Below are 19,593 nucleotides of genomic sequence, written 5' to 3'. Positions count from 1 at the left end.
GTACAAAGATGAGCAAGTTTTTGGAGTATGCTAGGGAGCATCAAGAGCAGATGCTTGCTGATCTGGAGCTCTTAGTGAATATGGAATCGCCTACCAAGGATAAGGCATTGGTTGATCAAGCTATGGAGTTCGTGATTCGACGCTTCCAAGAGCTGACAGGTGGGGTGGTTGAGCGGATTAGCCAAGCTCGATTTGGTGATCAGGTGAAGCTTCATTTGGGAATAGGGACAGTAACTGGGACTGAAACTGAATCGGAAACTGCAATTAGGCAGATCCTTGTTTTGGGGCATGTCGATACGGTATGGCCGGCAGGGGAAACTGCACATAGACCCTTCAGTAAAGATGCCCAAAGGGCATACGGTCCGGGTGTATTTGATATGAAATGCGGGCTTATCCAAGCCATATATGCGATTAGCGCATTGGTAAAGCAGCATAAGCTTGCCAAAAACATTGTTTTCTTCATTAATTCAGACGAAGAAATGGGCAGTCGATCATCGAGGGAATGGATCGAGAAGGAGGCGCTAAAAAGCGATGCGGTGTTTGTGCTTGAGCCTGCATTGGGAGCTAGTGGTGCCTTGAAAACGGAACGTAAAGGGGTAGCTCGGTTTACTCTCGATGTTCAGGGTGTCTCTTCTCATTCCGGGATCGATCATCGCAAGGGCATCAATGCACTCGAAGAATTAGCGTATCAAATTATTTATCTTCAAGGGTTGACTGATTATTCGAAGGACTCAACCGTCAATGTAGGCATCGCCTCGGGTGGTTCTGCTGTCAATGTGGTTTGTGATCATGCAAAGGCTGAATTTGAGCTGCGTGTGCAAACGATTAGCGAAATGGAGCGTCTCGTTCACGCGGTTAGAAATATGCAGCCGAAGCTCAAGGGAACGACCCTTCAAGTTCAAGGCGGAGTGCTAAGGCCACCGATGGAACGGAAATATAGCGAGGAGCTCTATACAAGTGCAAAAGGCTTGGCGCAACAGCTTGGTTTTTCCTTGAAAGAGGCTAGTACAGGTGGGGCAAGTGATGGGAATTTCACAGCGGCGCTGGGAGTGCCAACTCTTGATGGTCTGGGAGCAGTCGGAGACGGTGCTCATGCCTTACACGAATATGTGGAAATTGAGCAAATTGCGAAGCGCTGTGCGCTATTAGCGCATTTAATGTGGGAACAATGCAAATGACCTTCTGATAGGGAGCAAGAGCAAGAGGGAGAATAAATATGCCAGGGATTTTGGATCCGATTCAAATAGGAAGTCTTCAATTAAAAAATAGAGTCGTAATGTCGCCGATGTGCCAGTATCAAGCAAGCAATCAGCAGGGAGTGGCCGAAAATTGGCACCTCATTCATTATGTGTCAAGAGCAATTGGCGGAACGGGGCTCATTCTTCTAGAAATGACAGACGTCGAGCCTAAGGGAAGAATCACAGAGGAATGTCTCGGTATTTATGATGAAGCGCAGATAGAAGCTTTGCAGCGTATTGTTGAGGAGTGTCATCGACATGGAGCAAAGGTTGGGTTACAGATTTCCCATGCGGGACGTAAATCGACGATTTCCGGCTCGGATATTGTAGCTCCATCGGCAGTCTCCTTTAGTGATAAAAGCCCAATTCCTCGCGAATTATTGCAGGAAGAAATCAAAGAGCTGGTTACCAAATTCGGGAGATCCGCTGAATTGGCGGTTAAGGCTGGCTTTGATTGTATAGAGCTCCATGCAGCCCATGGTTATTTGCTCCATCAGTTCATGTCTCCATTAAGTAATAAACGGACGGATGCGTATGGAGATCGAGCTAAATTTCCATTGGAGGTCATTGCCGAGGTGAAGTCCAAGCTCCCTGCTGGCATGCCTTTGATCTGCAGGGTATCTGCCGTTGAGTATCATGAAGACGGATATACGTTTGAGGAGTTAGCTGAGATGTGTGAAGCTTTCAAGTCCCACGGTGTCGATGTTTTTGATGTCAGCACAGGCGGGAATGTTCCATTGAGGCCGCAAGCGTACCCTGCTTTTCGCTTGAATTATGCGGAAGCGTTGAAGAAAAAGCTCGGTGTGACGGTCATGTCTGTAGGCTCTTTGGATGATCCCAAGGTGGCCGAGGCTGCGGTTCGTAATGGGCAAACGGATATGGTCTGTATCGGAAAAGGCTTGCTGCGAAGCCCTTATTGGGTGAAGGAAGCAGCTATTGTGCTGAAGCAGGATCATGTGTTGCCTGGCGTCTATAATTTGGGATACGAATAATAGTCTCTTTATGATTGTGCAGTAGTGGCACGTATTTGAGCAAATAATAAGCTATCGGAAAAATCCTTATGGTCCTAATAGACCATAAGGATTTTTTGACGAATAAGGCCTCGGCAACCTCTATTGTAGGAGTTGCACAATAAAGCAACGTCCAATTTCATCGGGAGAACCAAGTTTTTTTCCACTGTCTATCTTACGGATGGTTTTAATAGGGGATTAAAGCTGTAGCTTTCTTTTTGGAAGTCTTTATGCTAAAATAGATTAGTATCAGGTACTAATACTAGATCACTAAGGAGAGGCTTAACTTATGGAGCTTACCCAAGCACGTATAACTGCCATTGGCACCTATGTACCGAAGAAAAGGCTGACGAATGATGATTTGGAAAAGCTGGTAGACACCAATGATGAATGGATTGTACAGAGAACCGGCATTCGGGAACGCCGTATCAGTGCGCCTGACCAATATACAAGTGACTTATGTGCATCTGCCGCGTTAGATTTAATCCAGAGGTATGGCAAACGCTTAGACGATGTCGATTTGATCCTGGTTGCGACGAGTACACCCGATTTCTCCTTTCCTAGTGTAGCTGCCCTGCTGCAGGATAAGCTAGGTATTTCTGGCTCGACGGGTGCGATTGATTTGAGCGCCGCTTGTGCCGGGTTCGCTTATGCCCTGCATGTGGCGCAAGGGATGGTAGCCTCGGGCTTGCACCGTAAGGTTCTTGTGTTCGGAGCAGATACGATCTCGAAAATTACGGACTACACGGATCGCTCAACTTGTATTTTATTCGGTGACGGAGCCGGTGTCGTGCTGGTTGAAGCGGATAGCGAGCAATCCAGCTTTATCGCTTACCATCAAGGAACGGAAGGCAAGGGCGGCATCCACGTGTACAGGTCGGGCTTATCTGAAACGTTGAATGGAGAAAAGCTCGCCAATAGCGGTATGCTGGTGCAAAACGGCAAAGAGGTCTTTCGCTGGGCTGTCCGCAATGTGCCGGAAGGCATTAAGGAATTACTGAGCAAGAGCGAACTTGCGATCGCTGATGTGGACTGGTTCGTTCCCCATAGTGCCAATCTACGAATGATCGAGCCGATTTGTGAGCGGAGCGGGCTTTCCTTGGAGCGGGTGTTATACAGCTTGGAATATTTCGGAAACACATCCGCTGCATCGATTCCGCTTGCTCTTGACGTTGGCATTCGCACCGGGAAGCTACAAGATGGACATAAGGTACTTATTTATGGCTTTGGAGCCGGGCTTGTCCAAGCTGGGATGCTGCTTAACTGGCGGCTTGACCCAGAGCTTCAACCACCCTATCCCTATGAGGAGGATTCAAGATGAATAAACGTGTTGCTGTAACCGGATTAAGCGTCATTTCACCACTGGGCTCCCAGGTTGATATCTTTTGGGAGCGGCTTATTAAAGGCGAATCAGGTATTTCGCGTATTGAAGGGTTTGATCCTTCGATTTTTCCAACACAAATTGCTGGTATTGTTACCGATTTTGCCCCGGAGGATTTTTTTGACAGCAAAGAAATTCGCCATATGGACCGCTTTGTGCAATTTTCTGCTGCTGCGGGCAAGATGGCCTTGGAGGATGCTAAGCTCGTTATTAATGAATCCAATGCCGATCGGGTAGGGGTTAGTATTGGGACTGGGATTGGTGGTATTCAAACACTGCTCGATAACCATAAGACGATGCTCGAAAGAAGCCCTAAGCGGATCAGCCCGTTCCTGATTCCGATGATGATCGCGAATATGGGGTCTGCCCAGCTATCGATCCAAATCGGTGCGAAGGGACCCAATACGACACCTGTTAATGCATGTGCTTCCGGCAACAATGCCATCGGGGAATCGTTCCATCTAATCCGCAGTGGAGCGGCTGATGTGATGATTGCAGGCGGAGCGGAATCACCGCTGAATGAGCTTTCCTTTGGCGGATTCTGCAATATGAAAGCCATGTCAACGAATAACGCTGAGCCGCAGAAGGCCAGCCGTCCTTTTGAAGCGAACCGTGACGGATTCGTGATGTCCGAGGGTGCCGGTATTGTGGTGCTGGAGGAATGGGAGCATGCTGTAAATAGAGGAGCCCGCATTTATGCGGAGATCGTCGGGTACGGCCAATCTGCCGATGCTTATCATATGACAGCGCCCGATCCGTTAGGGATGGGAGCCGTTCGGGCGATGCATGCAGCGCTCTTGGATGCTGGCTTAGCGCCAGAGCAGGTCGATTATATCAATGCCCATGCAACTGGAACGCCACTGGGCGACCGTTCAGAGACGAACGCAATCAAGCAGGTTTTTGGCTCGCATGCCTACAAGCTGAAGGTGAGTGCAACCAAATCAGCGACCGGCCATCTGTTCGGAGCGGCAGGAGGGCTGGAGGCCGTTATTGCCGTTAAAGCGCTGGTGGAAGGCATCTTGCCACCAACAATCAACTATGACATACCGGATCCGGAATGTGATCTGGACTATGTGCCGAATGTGGCTGAGGCCAGTGATCTGCAAACTGTGCTGTCCAATGGCTTCGGCTTTGGCGGGCATAATGCCGTAATTGTATTCCGCAAGGCGAATTAATGGTAAGACATTTTACAGGAAAATGGCGTCAACCTGGGCAAAGCCGGAGATGTGAATGAGCGAAGCTACCGCAACTTTCCGGTAGGCTGCCGTTTATTTGAATAATCCAGCAATAGGCAAGCAAAAGGTCAACTCCAAATTTAGGATCGGTCTGTAAGGGAGCCAGAGTACAAAAAACCTTCAATCCACTTAACGTGGAATGAAGGTTTTTTGCGTCGTTATTTCAAGATTTCATCGATGCTGGCTAGCTCCTCTGGACTAAAGTCCAGATTTGATAACGCAGCAACATTCTCAACAATTTGGCTTGGACGACTTGCACCGATTAATGCAGAAGTAACACGTCCGCCACGGAGCACCCAAGCGAGCGACATCTGCGCAAGGCTTTGTCCGCGCTGCTCGGCAATGCCGTTCAATAAGCGAACTTTAGCGACCTTCTCTTCAGTAACTGAATCTTCCTTGAGCGCACCCGTTTCTTTAGCAGCTCTTGATTCAGCAGGGATGCCCTTCAAATATTTGCTGGTCAGTAAGCCTTGGGCAAGTGGGCAGAAGGCAATGCTGCCTGCGCCATGCTTGTCTAGCACATCCTGCAAGCCATTCTCTACCCAACGATTCAGCATCGAGTAGCTTGGCTGATGGATCAGCATAGGCGTGCCCATTTGCTTCAGGATCGTAATCGCTTCTTCGGATTGCTCGGCTGTATAGCTGGAGATACCGACATAGAGGGCTTTCCCTTGGCGGACGATTTGGTCAAGTGCGCCCATCGTTTCTTCCAGAGGAGTATGGGGATCAAACCGGTGGGAGTAAAAAATATCGACATAATCGAGCCCCATCCGTTTTAGGCTTTGGTCGAGGCTGGCGACCAAATACTTTTTGCTGCCCCATTCACCGTAAGGTCCTGGCCACATGCGATAGCCGGCTTTTGAAGAGATGATCAATTCATCCCGGTAGGGTGCGAGGTCGGTTTTCATCATTTGGCCGAACATTTCCTCGGCAGATCCTGGCGGTGGTCCATAGTTGTTCGCCAGATCAAAATGGTTGATGCCCAAATCAAATGCGGTCCGCAGCATCGCTTTGCCGTTCTCATACGTATCGACACCGCCAAAATTATGCCAAAGCCCCAAAGAAATCGCCGGTAATTGAAGTCCGGACTTGCCGGTTTTGTTGTATTTCATTCCACTATAACGTTCGTCGTTAGCTTGGTAAGTCATAATTACCTCCTGGATTATCGCTTAATGCTTACAATTGTAGGCATCCGCTAAATTTTTTTGTTTATCAGAAGTGCGGTGGAATAAGTAGTAGCCAATCCATGAACAACAGCAATCGGAGGAACATCCCGACCATGCAGCAGCAGTTATTCACCACACTTCTTGCCACTCTAGTATAAGGAATTATATGGCGCATTAAAAGTACTGATCATAGACTCCCTAAGTTTCATAAAGGTAAGTGACCCAGGAGTAAGCTAAATTCCTGAGCGTTGGGATCGGCTTTTTGGGATTCGATTTATTGCTGAAAAAATGCTAAAGTATAGTTTGTCGAAACTTATCTCAAACATTAATTTTTATATAAAAGGAGACGTTCGTTTCATGCTGGTATTTATGTTGTATTTATTAGGTATGGGTTCTTGCTTTAGTCTTGCTTTCGTGTTCTTTTTCCAACGCAAGGTGACGTTAGGTGTAACTTTTCTAATCATCGGTTTTCTGGTGACCTTTATGTTTTATTTTTCGATTAATTTGGGCTGGATCGATGTTCCCAAATAAGGGGCAGCTACATACAGTATCGTACAAACGAGTATCATACGGGGAAGGAAAGGGATCTGTATGAAGCGTACCAGAAGAGTAAGAAGCACGAGGAAGAGAACACCTGAAACGATTAAACCTTATTTGAAAACAACGGAGGTCAAAGGATTATATGCCCCAGACGACGATGTTGAATCAGCCGCCGTGGCACAGGCAGCTCCCGCTGCCAATCAAGGTTTCTCATTTCTGAATGGCATTGGCGGTATTGACGGCATGCTCTCCATGATGGGAAAAGCGCAGCAGATGTTCAAGCTATTCCAGCAAATGGGACCGATGTTTAGAATGCTAAATTCCTTCGGTGGAGCCCAGGCTGTAACGGCAAGCCTACGCAAATCAATGAGACAAAGCCGGCTCTCCCAGCGAAGAAAAGCCAAGATTCGGAAGAACTAGGTAGCACCGAATTCGAATTACAGCACAAACGCGAGATAGAAAAGGGCTGATCCCAAAAGTCATAAATGACTAGGGGACAGCCTCTTTTTGTTAAAAGAAATGCAACCCAGCAGCTCGGTATTGAAGGGTGGCGGCTGTTTAAATATCCAAAATGGCTTCGACAGCGGCAAGCACTTCTGGGGCAAGCTCTAGCCCTGAGGCTGCGCAGTTTTCACTAACCTGCTCCGGGCGGCTCGCGCCGATAAGCGCGCTTGCTACATTAGGCTCGCGAAGAATCCAAGCCAAGGCCAATTGTGACACTTGGATGTCCAATTCCTTGGCAACACCAACAAGCAGGTCGACCTTGGCCAGTTGGCTGTCCTTTAGCTGCTTTTCGCCCCAGCTTTTGCTTGCTGCGCGGCTGTCAGCAGGTACATCCTCGCCTTTTCGGTATTTACCAGTTAGCACGCCTTGGGCAAGCGGTGAGAATACAACTTGTCCGATTCCTTTGGCTGTGCCCATCGGAATGATTTCTTTTTCGATATAACGGTTAAACATGTTATAGACAGGTTGGTTGACAATAATGCGGTCAAGCAAATATTTATCGGCAATGGAAAGCGCCTCAACCATTTGTGCCGCCGTCCATTCACTGACACCTACATAAAGCACTTTACCTTGTGTAACCAGGTCATCAAGTGCACGAATCGTTTCTTCAAGTGGGGTATTTGGGTCGAAACGGTGGCAATAATAGACATCCACATAATCAACACCAAGCCGCTTTAAGCTGGCGTGGCATTGCTCGAAAATATGTTTGCGAGACAAGCCTTTATCATTCGGGCCATCCCCCATGTTGCCATATACCTTGGTAGCCAGCACATAGGAATCACGGGAATAAGCGCTTAAGGTTTTGCCCATTACTTTCTCGGCTTCGCCTTTTTCATATACATTAGCTGTATCGAAAAAATTAACGCCCAGATCATAAGCTTTTTCGATCGATTGAACCGACTTATCGTTTTCTACATAGCCGCCGTAGGTCATCCAGCTACCTAAGCTAATCTCGCTTACCTTTAAGCCGCTATTGCCGAGATTGCGATACTTCATGGTTTGAGCCTCCAGATTTCATGAGAATTTGTGAGTACCTTGCTATTATAGTTGAAATATCCGTAAATTGGTAAGTACTAACTAATTACTATGTTAGTTACCAGTATGTACCTAAATTACCTATAGGTGAGTTAATAAGAAATGGGTCACTCCTTATATTTTAACGATTTATTCGATATGATGAAACAGGAGGTGCTGATGATGATAAAAAGAATTGGGCATTTAGCGTTAACGGTGCAGGATATGGAGAAGTCGCTTCATTTTTATTGCGGGATTCTCGGTTTTCAGCAAGCTTTTGAAATCCATGATCATGATGACTTGCCTTGGATTGTTTACATCAAAGTGTGTGAGGGACAATTTATTGAATTGTTTTATGGAGGGTTGAACAAGCCGGCTTCGGTGGAGAAAGCGATCGGATTTAACCACCTGTGCCTCGAAGTTGATGATATCCATCAAATCGCTGACCATTTGAAAGCGCATCATATTGTTTTGGATGTTGAGCCTAAGCAGGGCAAGGATACTAATTACCAATGCTGGGTCAAAGACCCGGATGGCAACAGGATCGAGTTTATGCAGCTAATGCCGGGTTCCCCCCACATGAATAGTTAATTTTTTGAAAAGTTTTATATACAGCTTGTAAGTAAATCATTTGTTTATTAGGAGGCTATTCTTTGCAATATCGCAATTTGGGCAAAACCGGCATACAGGTATCAAGCTTATGCTTTGGAACGATGTCATTTGGTGGCAATGCCGATGAAGAAATGTCAAAGGCCATGTTCGAGCGTTGCCGTGAGGTAGGCATTAATTTTTTTGATACAGCCAATGTTTACAGCAACGGCAGGTCAGAGGAAATTTTGGGACGCTGCATAGCGGATCATCGCGACGAAATTGTCTTAACGTCGAAGGTCTGTATGCCTACGGGCAAAGGGATCAACGACAAAGGCTTGTCACGCAGGCATATTATGCTATCTGTGGAGCAAAGCCTAAAGAGGCTAGGAACAGACCGACTTGATCTGTATTTCGTCCATCATTTTGATCCGTTAACGCCGATGGAGGAGACGTTGCGTGCTTTAGATGATTTGCAGCAGCAGGGTAAAATCCTCTATCCCGCGGTCAGCAACTGGGCCGCCTGGCAAATCGCCAAGGCGCTAGGCATTTCAGCGAAGGAGCAGCTTGCCCGCTTTGAATGCATCCAGCCGATGTATAATATCGTGAAGCGCCAAGCGGAGGTTGAAATTTTGCCTTTAGCCGAGTCGGAGCAGGTAGGCGTTATTAGCTATAGCCCATTAGGCGGTGGCTTATTGACGGGCAAATATAATGGAGGCAAGCCGGACACGGGCCGCTTGGTGGATGTGAAGATGTACAGTGAACGCTATGGGGACGAGCTTTATTATGATGTAGCAGCGCGTTTTGCTGCCCATGCAGCAAAACGTGAGGTGCATCCGGCATCACTAGCCGTAGCCTGGGTCATGTCGCATCCTGCGATAACGGCGCCGATTATTGGGGCGCGCAGCCTGGAGCAGCTTGAGCCATCCTTGGCTGCCCTGGAGGTAGCGATGACACCGGAATGGCGCAAGGAAATCGATGCGTTGTCGATAACGCCTCCCCTTGCAACGGACCGTAAAGAAGAGCAGTAATTATTTTCGAATACGTATATCGAATTATGATTAGGGAATGGCTTTAATATGAAGGAGGAGCGACCATGCAAAGTCGAAAGCTAGGACGTTTAGGTTATGATAGCTCAGTTGTTATGTTTGGAGCAGCAAGTCTCGGTAAAGTGAGCCAGGTTGAAGCGGATGCTTCCATTTCATTTGCCTTGGAGCATAAAGTGAATCATTTCGACACCGCTGCCAGCTATGGCGAGGCCGAACTGCGGATGGGTCCATGGATGCCACAAATCAGCAAGGATATATTCCTTGCTACGAAAACCGGCGAACGAACCAAAGAAAAGGCCAAGGAGCAAATATACCGTTCCTTGGAGAGGTTGCAGGTTGACCGCGTTGACCTATTGCAGCTTCATGCAGTTGGCACCATCGAGGAGTTGGATAAATGCACGGGCACAGGCGGTGCGCTTGAGGCTTTGCTAGAAGCCAAGGACGAAGGCATTATAGGCGCGATTGGCATAACAGGGCATGGTCACGAAGCACCAGCTACCCATTTGGAGGCGCTCAAACGCTTCCCGTTTGACACGGTGCTGCTGCCCTTGAACTATATTTTGTATGCCATGCCGGAATACCGCAAAGCGTTTGACTTGCTATTGGAGGAAACGCAAAGGCAAGAGACGGCGCTGCGCGTTATCAAAGCGATTGCGAAAGGACCATGGGCTGAGCACCAGCAGCGGGATTATGCTACTTGGTACGAGCCGTTCGACAGCCAGGACATCATTGATGCATGTGTGCACTTTGTTTTATCATTTCCGGGAGTTTCGGGTTTTGCTACTGCAGGAGATATTCACCTGTTTCCCAAAATTGTCGATGCCGCTGAACGCTTTGGTTCGATGACTGACGAGAAAGCAGCCAGCATCTTAAGTGCAATTAGTGGTTACCATTCACCTTTTGGGGCACCGACCTCAATAAGCTAAACCATTTGTGAGGGGTCCGGATGAATCTTATCCGGCCTCTTTTTCCATTCAAAACGACAACGATGATCCTGAACTGGAAAGCATACCTATAAGTCTGTTATAGTTAATGAGTTAATGCTGTATTTTGTGTTTCATTTGGTGTAAAATGGCGATAGTCAGTAAAGTTGGCCATATCTTGTGAAGATTCGCTTCCCGATGTGTGATGTGTACCTATGATGAACTCCACTTAGAAAGTAGGAAAAGTAGTGAATTATATTCAAGTACAAAAATCGGGTCCTTTAAAGGGTGCCGTAACTATACAAGGCTCCAAAAACAGCTCGCTGGCTTTATTAGCGGCCTCTTGCTTAGCCGATTCTACCGTTACGTTGGACGGTATTCCTAATATAGAAGATTTGCGAATTATTCGCCAAATTGGTATGGACATTGGACTCGACATAGTACGGCTGCCATCGGGCGAGCTGTTTATGGATCCAAGAAAGCTACATAGCGCTGTAATTGATCCAGGTAAGGCTTCCGCTTATCGGGCTTCTTATTACTTTGTTGGTGCCTTGCTGGCCAAGTTTGGCAAGGTTACGGTAGGCTTCCCAGGTGGGGATGATTTTGTGTCGCGTCCGATTGACCAGCATATTAAAGCCTTTCGGATGCTCGGAGCCGAGGTTACCTTCCATAATGACCACTATGTCGTTGAGGCCAAGCAGCTACGCGGCGCTGATATTTATTTTGATATGATTACATCGGGAGCTACGATTAATACGATGCTGGCTGCTGTCAGGGCCAAAGGCAGAACTCGACTAACGAACGCAGCCACGGATCCTGAGGTTGTAGATACCGCTAACTTCCTTAATATGCTGGGAGCGCGTATTATTGGCGCGGGTACGGACCAGATCCGCATCGAGGGCGTTCCTTATTTAGGCGGTGGTGCTTATCAGGTTATCCCTGATCGGCTGATTGCGGGTTCTTTCTTAATGTCTGCTGGCATTAACGGCGGAAGTGTGACGGTTAGGAATGTAATTCCAGAGCATCTCGGCTCTTGTACAGCCAAATTGCGGGAGATCGGCATGGAAATCGTTATTGACGACCAGAATATAACCGCACATTCTAATGGCAAGTTACGGGCTACCCGCATACGGACAGGAATGTATCCAGGGTTTGCAACCGATTTGCAGCAGCCATTCACTGCGCTCTTGCTACAGTCGATGGGAAAAAGCATTGTGACCGAGCGTGTTTATCCCAAGCGCTTTAGCCATGTCCAGCAATTGAAGCGGCTGGGGGCCAATATTGAAGTGCGCAAGGAAAGTGCCTTTATTAAAGGCGGTGTCCCACTGATCGGTAATTGGGTGCATGCTACGGATGTTCGCGCAGGCACATGCTTATTGCTGGCAGGTTTGGCAGCTGAGGGCTCGACTAAAATAACGGGAATTGAACATATACAGCGCGGAAATGAAAATGCAATCGAGCTGTTCCGTTCGTTAGGCGCACGAATTTCATTGGAGCAGTTGGATGAGGGAGCCGTAAATTCGGAGATTAGGGCTCCTTATAGCGGATAAGCCTTGGGAGATGATGGCATGGAAATTGCAAATATGCTCGCCGTTGCGGAATCGGTAGCCATGGATGCTGCGAGGCAAGCAGGGAATATAGCACGGACTTTGTTTGCTGAGGGCTACACCCAAGATGAGAAGGATGATTTCGGAGATATATTGACTGAAGCAGACCTACTTGCAGAAAAAGCGATTCTGCTGCTGCTTCATGAAGCTTTTCCACAGCATAAGATCCGAAGCGAGGAGTCGGGCTGGTCAGGTGTCGACAGCGATTGGTTGTGGTTGGTTGACCCCTTGGATGGCACCAATAATTTCGCGGTCGGTTTGCCCTTATTTGGTGTTTCCATTACGCTCATTTATTGCGGTCAGCCGATACTCGGAGTGATTTACGATACGATCCTGGACAAAATGTATGTAGCAAAGCATAACGAAGGAGCAACCTGTGATGGAATAGCTTTACTCATGCAGCCCCGGCCGATTCCCAAACGACTAACAGTCGGATGGATACAAGGCCATAAGGTTCAGCAGGATGAAGTAGCGATACGTCTGCGGAGGCATGTGGAAAGCAGCACCAAGCGGATGATGCGCTTGTGGGCTCCTACCATGCAGTGGAGCATGCTGGCGAGAAACCAGATTGATGGAGTTATTCTGTACAACTCCGAGGGTGACGATCTTTATTCAGGACTGCTTCTCGTGCAGGAAGCAGGTGGATTAATTATGGATTATGAGGGCAATACATTTCGTGGTATGAACCCTGAGCCTTATCTAATCGCCTGCCACCCGGACCGTAAAGAGGTTATGCTACAGCTAGTAAGGGCTGGACGTGCATGAACAGGCTGCTGAAAGGGATGGTGTGGTTTTACCGTAAATTCATTTCCCCATTAAAGCCGCCAACCTGCCGTTTCTATCCAACCTGCTCCCAATATGCGCTGGATGCCTTGGAACAGCATGGAGCAGCCAAAGGCTCATGGCTGGCTGCGAAGCGCATATGCAAATGCCATCCCTTCCATCCAGGCGGAATTGACCATGTGCCACCGAAAATACAGAAGTCTTAATTAGTGGAATCTTAAACCTTAGAAATCCTTTAAACCTTGAGAATTCAAGGTTTTTTTAGGGATGCTGTTGTTTAAAAAGCATACAAAGCGATTCTATTTTATATTTTATATTTTATAACCTGGAGGCATGGGTATGAGTTTACAAGTGATCCAGCACCGTAAGCTACTGACAAGAACATTGAAAGCGCTCCAAAATAAGCAGCTAACGATAGGTTTTATAGGCGGGTCTATTACAGATCCACGCAAAGGTACAAACTGGCCGGAGTCTGTAATCCGCTGGTTTGCTGAGCATTATCCAGAGGTTCGTTTAACGATAGAGAACACAGCGATTGGCGCTACGGGCAGTACCCTCGCTGTGTTTCGGGCGCAGAAGGATCTGGTCGACAGATGCTGTGACCTGGTCTTTATTGAATTTGCGGTCAATGATTTGCAAGTGGCTACGGATCTCCGATCGAGAACAAGAGAAGGCTTGGTCAGGAAGCTGCTGCGCGATGAGGCGAGAGATCTTGTGCTTGTCTATACCTATAGCCAGCCCATGTATAAGGATATAGCCGAAGGACGTATACCCTCGTCCATCGACGAATTTGAACAAATTGCCGAGCATTACCAGCTTGGTTCGGTATGGGCAGGCTTATATGCAATTAACGAGGTACGCCTAGGAATCATGCGCTGGGACGATTGGCTGCCTGATGGATTGCATCCTGGCAGTAGAGGGAGCGTCTCCTATGGTCGTAGTGTGATCTCTTATTTAGAAAGCGAGCTTACTCCTTTAGGAGCGGTTGCCCATAAGGACACGGTGGACAAGGTGGAAGTGGAGAGAATGGAGGAAACGGCAAGGGATAGGACGCTGCCGAAGCCTTTATATCCGCAGAATTGGGAAATGGCTGAACCACTACCCTTTTCGGAGGTACAGCTAACAGGTCCATGGACACTTCGAAGGTGGCCATATCTTCGATGGATTGACCAAGTGTTATATACATCGGCTGTCGGTGCGAAGCTTTCATTTTCTTTTGAGGGAACTGGTCTTGCGTTGGGATTCGATTTCGGTAAGCTATCTTCAGAGTTTCGTTATCGGATCGATATGGGAGAATGGCACGAATCCTCGCGGGAACGTCCAGACTGGTGCGGAGACCAGGGATGGTATCAAATGCAAGTGATTGCTGATGGTCTGGATTGGGGTAAGCATCAGTGCGAAATGGAAGTTATTCATGGGGATCGACCTGAATGCAAGGGAACCGAATTCAATTTGGCTTGCATTGGGTTATTAAAATAGGATCGACAACGGAGGAAGCTTATGATCAGAAAGGTTTGTAAATTAGATACGGATTTTCAACGTTCAGTTACTTTCCAAAGACCCATTGAGGCATGGGTAAACGGCAAGCTCGATAAGGTAGGAAAAGTTGAGAGCTTCTCCAAAGAGTATGTTGTGATTGAAGGCAGACAGTTCCAAAGAGAGCATTGTGAGTTTTGGATCGTGTAGTGTATTTACCTGCCTTCTTCTTTGTTGAAAATGCCAAGTGCAGCAAGCGTGAGAAGTACAACGCAGCCTACAATCATCATTGAAAGCATCAGATATATAGTGTCCATCATGGTGGGATCATCCCCCTTTTATATGCTGTTTGTTGCCTATTGTTAGTATTACCCATTCCGAGCCGAAAGCTTGCAGCCTTCTTAACGTTTTTGAAAATAAAAATGAATAAGCGGGCAAGTGCTCCGGTTTTTTAAGTGCGTTGGCCACTGTCTAAAGCCAGATAATGGAATGGCTAGCTTGACATCGGCGACTTAGTTCGTTATATTTGGCTTATTCTATAATTGTCCATCCTATGAACGGAAAAGTACTTTGCATAAGTCACTCAGAGAGCCGGAGTAGCTGAAAACCGGTTGGCCGACGCAAAGGAAGATGGTCCGGGAGGATATGACGGTGAGCAGCATGGAGTTTGCACGAAGGTGCATCCTACAGATCTGTAAGCTGTTGTCGTAGTTCCGGCGTTAACGGAAAGTCGCAACATGACTACTGAGCCTTATTTTCCGATTGTACTGGAGAATGGGGGAAGTTGGGTGGTACCGCGTGAGCTCAAGCTCTCGTCCCAAGCTGGACGGGGCTTTTTCTGTTTTTTTACAACGAAAAATTTGGAGGCGATATTGATGTCAGAGCAAAAAAAATCATTTTATATCACGACCCCGATTTATTATCCAAGCGATAAGCTGCATATCGGTCATGCCTATACGACTGTAGCTGGTGATGCGATGTCCCGTTATAAAAGGCTGCGCGGGTACAACGTGAAGTATTTGACTGGGACAGATGAGCATGGGCAAAAGATCGAGCGTAAAGCGCTGGAAAAAGGGGTAACTCCCCAGCAATTTGTCGACGATATCGTAGTAGGCATTAAAGAATTGTGGAGCAAGCTCGACATTTCCTATGACATCTTCATCCGTACAACAGATGAGCACCATAAGCGGGCGGTAGAGAAAATTTTCACAAAGCTGATGGAGCAAGATGATATTTATTTAGGCACCTATGAAGGCTGGTATTGTACGCCTTGTGAATCGTTTTTTCTGGAAAACAAGCTGGTTGATGGCAAATGCCCGGATTGCGGCAGACCGGTAGAGCTGATTAAAGAGGAAAGCTATTTTTTCCGGATGGGCAAATATGTGGATAGGCTGCTCGCATATTATGAGCAAAATCCTGACTTTATCCAGCCTGAATCCCGCAAAAATGAGATGATCAACAATTTCATTAAACCGGGGCTGGAGGATCTTGCCGTTTCCCGAACCACCTTTGATTGGGGCATCAAGGTTCCAAAAGATCCGAAGCATGTGATTTATGTATGGATAGATGCTTTATCTAACTACATCACAGCACTTGGTTATGGAAGCGATGAGGATAACAAATTTCAAACATTTTGGCCTGCAGATGTTCATCTGGTGGGCAAAGAGATCGTCCGTTTCCATACCATTTACTGGCCGATTATGTTGATGGCGCTTGATTTACCACTGCCCAAAAAGGTATTTGGCCACGGCTGGCTGTTAATGAAGGATGGTAAAATGTCTAAATCGAAGGGAAACGTGGTTGATCCAGTGATGCTGCTGGACCGTTACGGTCTGGATGCGCTTCGGTATTACTTACTGCGTGAGGTTCCGTTTGGATCGGATGGCACCTTCACGCCCGAAAGCTTTGTCGAACGGATTAACTTCGACTTAGCCAATGACCTTGGTAATCTGCTCAGCCGTACCGTGGCAATGATCGAGAAATATTTTGACGGGATTGTACCGGCGTATGAAGCGGGTGCTACAGAATTTGACACTGTTTTATTGGATACGATAAACCAAGCTATTCACAAAGTGGAAGATTCGATGGAGACCATGGAGTTCTCCGTGGCGTTAAGCGCGATCTGGCAAATGATTAGCCGTACGAACAAATATATTGATGAAACCCAGCCATGGACGTTGGCCAAAGACGAGAGCAAGCGTGCGACCTTAGGCTCCGTCTTATACGTACTAGCGGAGTCGCTGCGAATTTCATCGGTACTGCTTCAGCCTTTCCTGACGCAAACGCCGCTGAAAATATGGCAGCAGCTAGGGATTAACGACGCGGCGCTAACCACGTGGGACACGGTTCACCAGTTTGGAACGCTGCCGGCGGGCACTCGCGTTACCAAAGGGCTAGCGATGTTCCCTCGCCTAGAGGTGGATAAAGAGGTAGCCTTTATCGCGGAAGCGATGGGTGGAGGCGCTTCGGCGGAGAAGGCAGCTGCTGGAGGATCAGCTGCTGGTACAACGGTATTCGCTGCAGGGGCTGGGACGGCTGGCACCGCTCAAGGAGCGAACGTTCAGGCAGCCGGAGCCGGACAAAATGCCGGGCAGGCTGCAGGCAACCAGATTGCAGCGGTAAAAGGGGCAACAGCAGCTGGGAAAGCGGAGGATGGCGTCGCCGAAATTTCCATCGACGACTTCTTCAAAGTCGAAATGCGTGTCGCTGAGGTGATCGCGGCTGAGCCTGTCAAAGGCGCAGATAAGCTGCTGAAGCTACAGCTTGATCTGGGTACCGAGCAACGCCAGGTCGTATCGGGCATCGCCAAATTTTATACGCCGGAGCAGATGGTGGGACGCAAAGTAATCTGTGTTATTAACCTGAAGCCGGTTAAACTACGTGGTGAGCTGTCGCAAGGCATGATACTGGCCGCATCCCATGGAGACCAATTAACCCTGGTGACAATTTCTGATGCACTTCCTAACGGATCTGTGGTAAAATGAGGTATGTTCACGTTAACAATACCAATATGAATCCCATAACCAGGAGGCTTTTATTATGCAAACCAAAGATGGAATGAATTATGCACCACAGGGTAAGCCCAATCCGGTTGTTGCCAAGGGAGAATTTCCGTTTGCAGCCATCGCATTGGATCATGGCCATATTTATGGAATGACCAACGGCCTAATCGAAGCAGGCGGAGATTTGGTTGCTGTGTACGATCCAGATCCAGAGAAAGTTGCAGCGTTTATCGCCAAATATCCCGGAACCAAAGCAGCCGCTTCCGAAGCGGAAATTTTGAACGATTCGTCCATCCGTTTAGTTGCAAGTGCAGCAATCACTTCAGATCGTTGTGCACTTGGTCTTCGCGTTATGGACAGCGGCAAAGATTATTTCACCGACAAAGCGCCGTTTACTACCTTGGAGCAAGTAGAGCAAGCTCGTGCCAAGGTTAAGGAAACTGGACGCAAATATATGGTTTACTACAGCGAACGCCTGCATGTTGAAAGTGCAGTATTTGCCGGGCAACTTATTGAGCAAGGTGCTATTGGGCGCGTTGTCCAAGTTATCGGTTTAGGACCCCATCGCTTGAATGCGCCATCCAGACCGGATTGGTTTTTCGAATTTGATAAATACGGCGGTATTTTATGCGATATCGGTAGCCATCAAATCGAGCAATTCCTGTACTTCACTGGAGCCAAGGACGCACGTGTAGTTAGCAGTAAGGTGGCTAATTACAAAAACAAAGAATATCCGGAGCTAGAGGATTTTGGCGACGCGACGTTGATTGCCGATAATGGAGCTACTAATTACTTCCGTGTGGATTGGCTGACACCTGATGGCCTTAGCACTTGGGGAGATGGACGTATGACCATCCTTGGAACCGAGGGTTACATTGAGATTCGTAAATATGTCGATATTGCACGCGAGCCTAGCGGTAACCATCTGTACCTTGTTAACCAAGAGGGCGAAAAGCATTTTGCACTTAGTGGTGAAGTCGGGTATCCGTTCTTCGGCCAATTGATTCTTGATTGCATTAATCGTACTGAAAATGCCATGACTCAAGAGCATGCGTTTAAAGCAGGAGAGCTTTGCATAAAGGCACAGCTTCAAGCGGAGCGTATTGAAGTCGGCTAAATTCATAAGCAACAAAAACAAAAGCGTCCAACCTCGTAATTTCGAGGAGGATGCTTTTGTTTGTATATTTCATGAAACTTTTAAAGAAATGCCGGCAAAACGATCATAATAGGGGAATCCTAATTTGAATAATCCGCTAAAAGCTTTAATATAGAAGATACCTGCCAAATCATATAACAGGTGAATGACGTTTTTTATTAAGGAGGTATTATGTTGGAGGTTAACCTGTGGATTGCTTTCTGGGCAGGAGTCGCATCATTCATTTCACCGTGCTGCTTGCCCCTATACCCATCTTATTTATCCTATATTACCGGTATATCGGTTAGTCAATTAAAGAGCGGCAATCCCGCAGCAGGCGTCCGAAAACAGACGGTCCTGCATACGCTCTGCTTTATTATTGGCTTTTCCATTATCTTTTATAGCTTGGGCTGGGGAGCCGGTCTTGTTTCCAATTTTTTTGTGGATTACAGAAATTTATTACGTCAAATCGCCGCTTTAATGATCCTTTTAATGGGCTTGTTCCTGCTCGGTGTTTTCCAGCCGCAATGGTTAATGCGAGAACGGAAATTACAGTGGAAGCTAAAGCCAGCGGGTTATCTTGGCTCAGTGCTTATCGGTATAGGCTTTGCCGCTGGCTGGTCACCTTGCATAGGGCCCATACTTTCCGCGATCCTGGCTTTGGCTGCGACCAATCCTGATTCCTGGTTACCATTGATCTCCGCTTATTCGCTGGGCTTCGCATTACCGTTTCTAGTGCTTTCTTTTTTTATTGGCACAACCAAATGGATCTTGCGTTATTCCTCGATTATTATGAAAATTGGCGGCGGCTTGATGATTGTTATGGCAATATTATTATATACCGACCAAATGACGCGCATTACGATCTGGCTTAACCAAATGACCCCGGAATGGCTTAAGTTTTAATGTTGAGTTTCTTGAGAGCCAAGACATAGTTTGTAC

The 19,593-nt window shown here is 47.4% G+C and carries 19 protein-coding genes; 17 read left to right on the top strand and 2 right to left on the bottom strand.

The window, feature by feature from the left end; genetic code table 11:
* Positions 1–8 precede the first annotated feature (8 nt).
* From G9U52_RS14680 to fabF, 4 genes are all read left to right on the top strand, one after another.
* Positions 9–1,178 carry a M20 family metallopeptidase gene (locus tag G9U52_RS14680; protein ID WP_207952962.1) on the top strand — a complete coding sequence of 390 codons (1,170 nt, stop codon included), beginning with the start codon at positions 9–11 and terminating at the stop codon, positions 1,176–1,178.
* A 38-nt stretch (positions 1,179–1,216) separates the two neighbouring features.
* Positions 1,217–2,230 carry an NADH:flavin oxidoreductase/NADH oxidase gene (locus tag G9U52_RS14675; RefSeq protein ID WP_166150654.1) on the top strand — a complete coding sequence of 338 codons (1,014 nt, stop codon included), beginning with the start codon at positions 1,217–1,219 and terminating at the stop codon, positions 2,228–2,230.
* Positions 2,231–2,537: 307 nt separating this feature from the next.
* Positions 2,538–3,569, top strand: coding sequence for a ketoacyl-ACP synthase III (locus G9U52_RS14670; protein WP_166150652.1), 1,032 nt, complete (start codon positions 2,538–2,540; stop codon positions 3,567–3,569).
* Positions 3,566–4,804, top strand: coding sequence for a beta-ketoacyl-ACP synthase II (gene fabF, locus G9U52_RS14665; RefSeq protein ID WP_166150650.1), 1,239 nt, complete (start codon positions 3,566–3,568; stop codon positions 4,802–4,804). Before G9U52_RS14670 ends, fabF begins: the two co-directional genes overlap by 4 nt.
* A 218-nt stretch (positions 4,805–5,022) precedes the next feature.
* Here the strand turns inward: fabF and mgrA are convergent, their stop codons facing one another.
* Positions 5,023–6,012 (bottom strand): L-glyceraldehyde 3-phosphate reductase, encoded by a 990-nt coding sequence (gene mgrA, locus G9U52_RS14660; protein WP_166150648.1) that lies wholly within the window; start codon positions 6,010–6,012, stop codon positions 5,023–5,025.
* A gap of 375 nt (positions 6,013–6,387) precedes the next feature.
* Here mgrA and G9U52_RS14655 point away from each other — a divergent pair, with 375 nt between their 5' ends.
* Both G9U52_RS14655 and G9U52_RS14650 read left to right on the top strand, forming a co-directional pair.
* Positions 6,388–6,561: a hypothetical protein gene (locus G9U52_RS14655; RefSeq protein ID WP_166150646.1), complete on the top strand. Its 174-nt coding sequence runs from the start codon at positions 6,388–6,390 to the stop codon at positions 6,559–6,561.
* A 60-nt stretch (positions 6,562–6,621) separates the two neighbouring features.
* Positions 6,622–6,990: a hypothetical protein gene (locus G9U52_RS14650; RefSeq protein ID WP_166150645.1), complete on the top strand. Its 369-nt coding sequence runs from the start codon at positions 6,622–6,624 to the stop codon at positions 6,988–6,990.
* Between the two features lie 138 nt (positions 6,991–7,128).
* Here the strand turns inward: G9U52_RS14650 and G9U52_RS14645 are convergent, their stop codons facing one another.
* A complete protein-coding gene (locus tag G9U52_RS14645) occupies positions 7,129–8,070 on the bottom strand; it encodes an aldo/keto reductase family protein (RefSeq protein WP_166150644.1) in 942 nt (313 codons plus the stop codon).
* Positions 8,071–8,271: 201 nt separating this feature from the next.
* Between G9U52_RS14645 and G9U52_RS14640 the strand changes: the two genes are divergently transcribed.
* The 11 genes from G9U52_RS14640 (at position 8,272) to G9U52_RS14590 (ending at position 19,557) form a co-directional block, all read left to right on the top strand.
* Positions 8,272–8,679: a VOC family protein gene (locus G9U52_RS14640; protein WP_166150813.1), complete on the top strand. Its 408-nt coding sequence runs from the start codon at positions 8,272–8,274 to the stop codon at positions 8,677–8,679.
* Positions 8,680–8,741: 62 nt separating this feature from the next.
* Positions 8,742–9,707: an aldo/keto reductase gene (locus tag G9U52_RS14635; protein ID WP_166150643.1), complete on the top strand. Its 966-nt coding sequence runs from the start codon at positions 8,742–8,744 to the stop codon at positions 9,705–9,707.
* A gap of 65 nt (positions 9,708–9,772) precedes the next feature.
* Positions 9,773–10,651, top strand: a complete 879-nt coding sequence (locus G9U52_RS14630) for an aldo/keto reductase (protein ID WP_166150642.1) — start codon at positions 9,773–9,775, stop codon at positions 10,649–10,651.
* Between the two features lie 245 nt (positions 10,652–10,896).
* Positions 10,897–12,198, top strand: a complete 1,302-nt coding sequence (gene murA / locus G9U52_RS14625) for a UDP-N-acetylglucosamine 1-carboxyvinyltransferase (RefSeq protein ID WP_166150641.1) — start codon at positions 10,897–10,899, stop codon at positions 12,196–12,198.
* An 18-nt stretch (positions 12,199–12,216) separates the two neighbouring features.
* Complete coding sequence (locus G9U52_RS14620; RefSeq protein WP_207952961.1) at positions 12,217–13,020, top strand: inositol monophosphatase family protein; 804 nt, start codon at positions 12,217–12,219, stop codon at positions 13,018–13,020.
* On the top strand, positions 13,017–13,244 hold the full coding sequence (gene yidD, locus G9U52_RS14615) for a membrane protein insertion efficiency factor YidD (protein WP_166150640.1): 228 nt from the start codon (positions 13,017–13,019) through the stop codon (positions 13,242–13,244). Before G9U52_RS14620 ends, yidD begins: the two co-directional genes overlap by 4 nt.
* Positions 13,245–13,377: 133 nt before the next feature.
* Entirely contained in the window at positions 13,378–14,517 is a 1,140-nt protein-coding gene (locus G9U52_RS14610) for an SGNH/GDSL hydrolase family protein (RefSeq protein WP_166150639.1), read from the top strand.
* Between the two features lie 21 nt (positions 14,518–14,538).
* Positions 14,539–14,724, top strand: coding sequence for a hypothetical protein (locus G9U52_RS14605; RefSeq protein WP_166150637.1), 186 nt, complete (start codon positions 14,539–14,541; stop codon positions 14,722–14,724).
* A 665-nt stretch (positions 14,725–15,389) separates the two neighbouring features.
* Entirely contained in the window at positions 15,390–17,498 is a 2,109-nt protein-coding gene (metG, locus tag G9U52_RS14600) for a methionine--tRNA ligase (RefSeq protein WP_166150635.1), read from the top strand.
* Positions 17,499–17,553: 55 nt separating this feature from the next.
* Positions 17,554–18,633, top strand: a complete 1,080-nt coding sequence (locus G9U52_RS14595; protein WP_166150633.1) for a Gfo/Idh/MocA family protein — start codon at positions 17,554–17,556, stop codon at positions 18,631–18,633.
* A gap of 210 nt (positions 18,634–18,843) precedes the next feature.
* Complete coding sequence (locus G9U52_RS14590) at positions 18,844–19,557, top strand: cytochrome c biogenesis CcdA family protein (protein WP_166150631.1); 714 nt, start codon at positions 18,844–18,846, stop codon at positions 19,555–19,557.
* Positions 19,558–19,593 lie beyond the last annotated feature (36 nt).

Origin of the sequence: Paenibacillus agricola (assembly GCF_011440305.1) — a bacterium.
Lineage (GTDB): Bacteria > Bacillota > Bacilli > Paenibacillales > NBRC-103111 > Paenibacillus_S > Paenibacillus_S agricola.
This window is presented reverse-complemented; position numbering and strand designations above follow the sequence as displayed.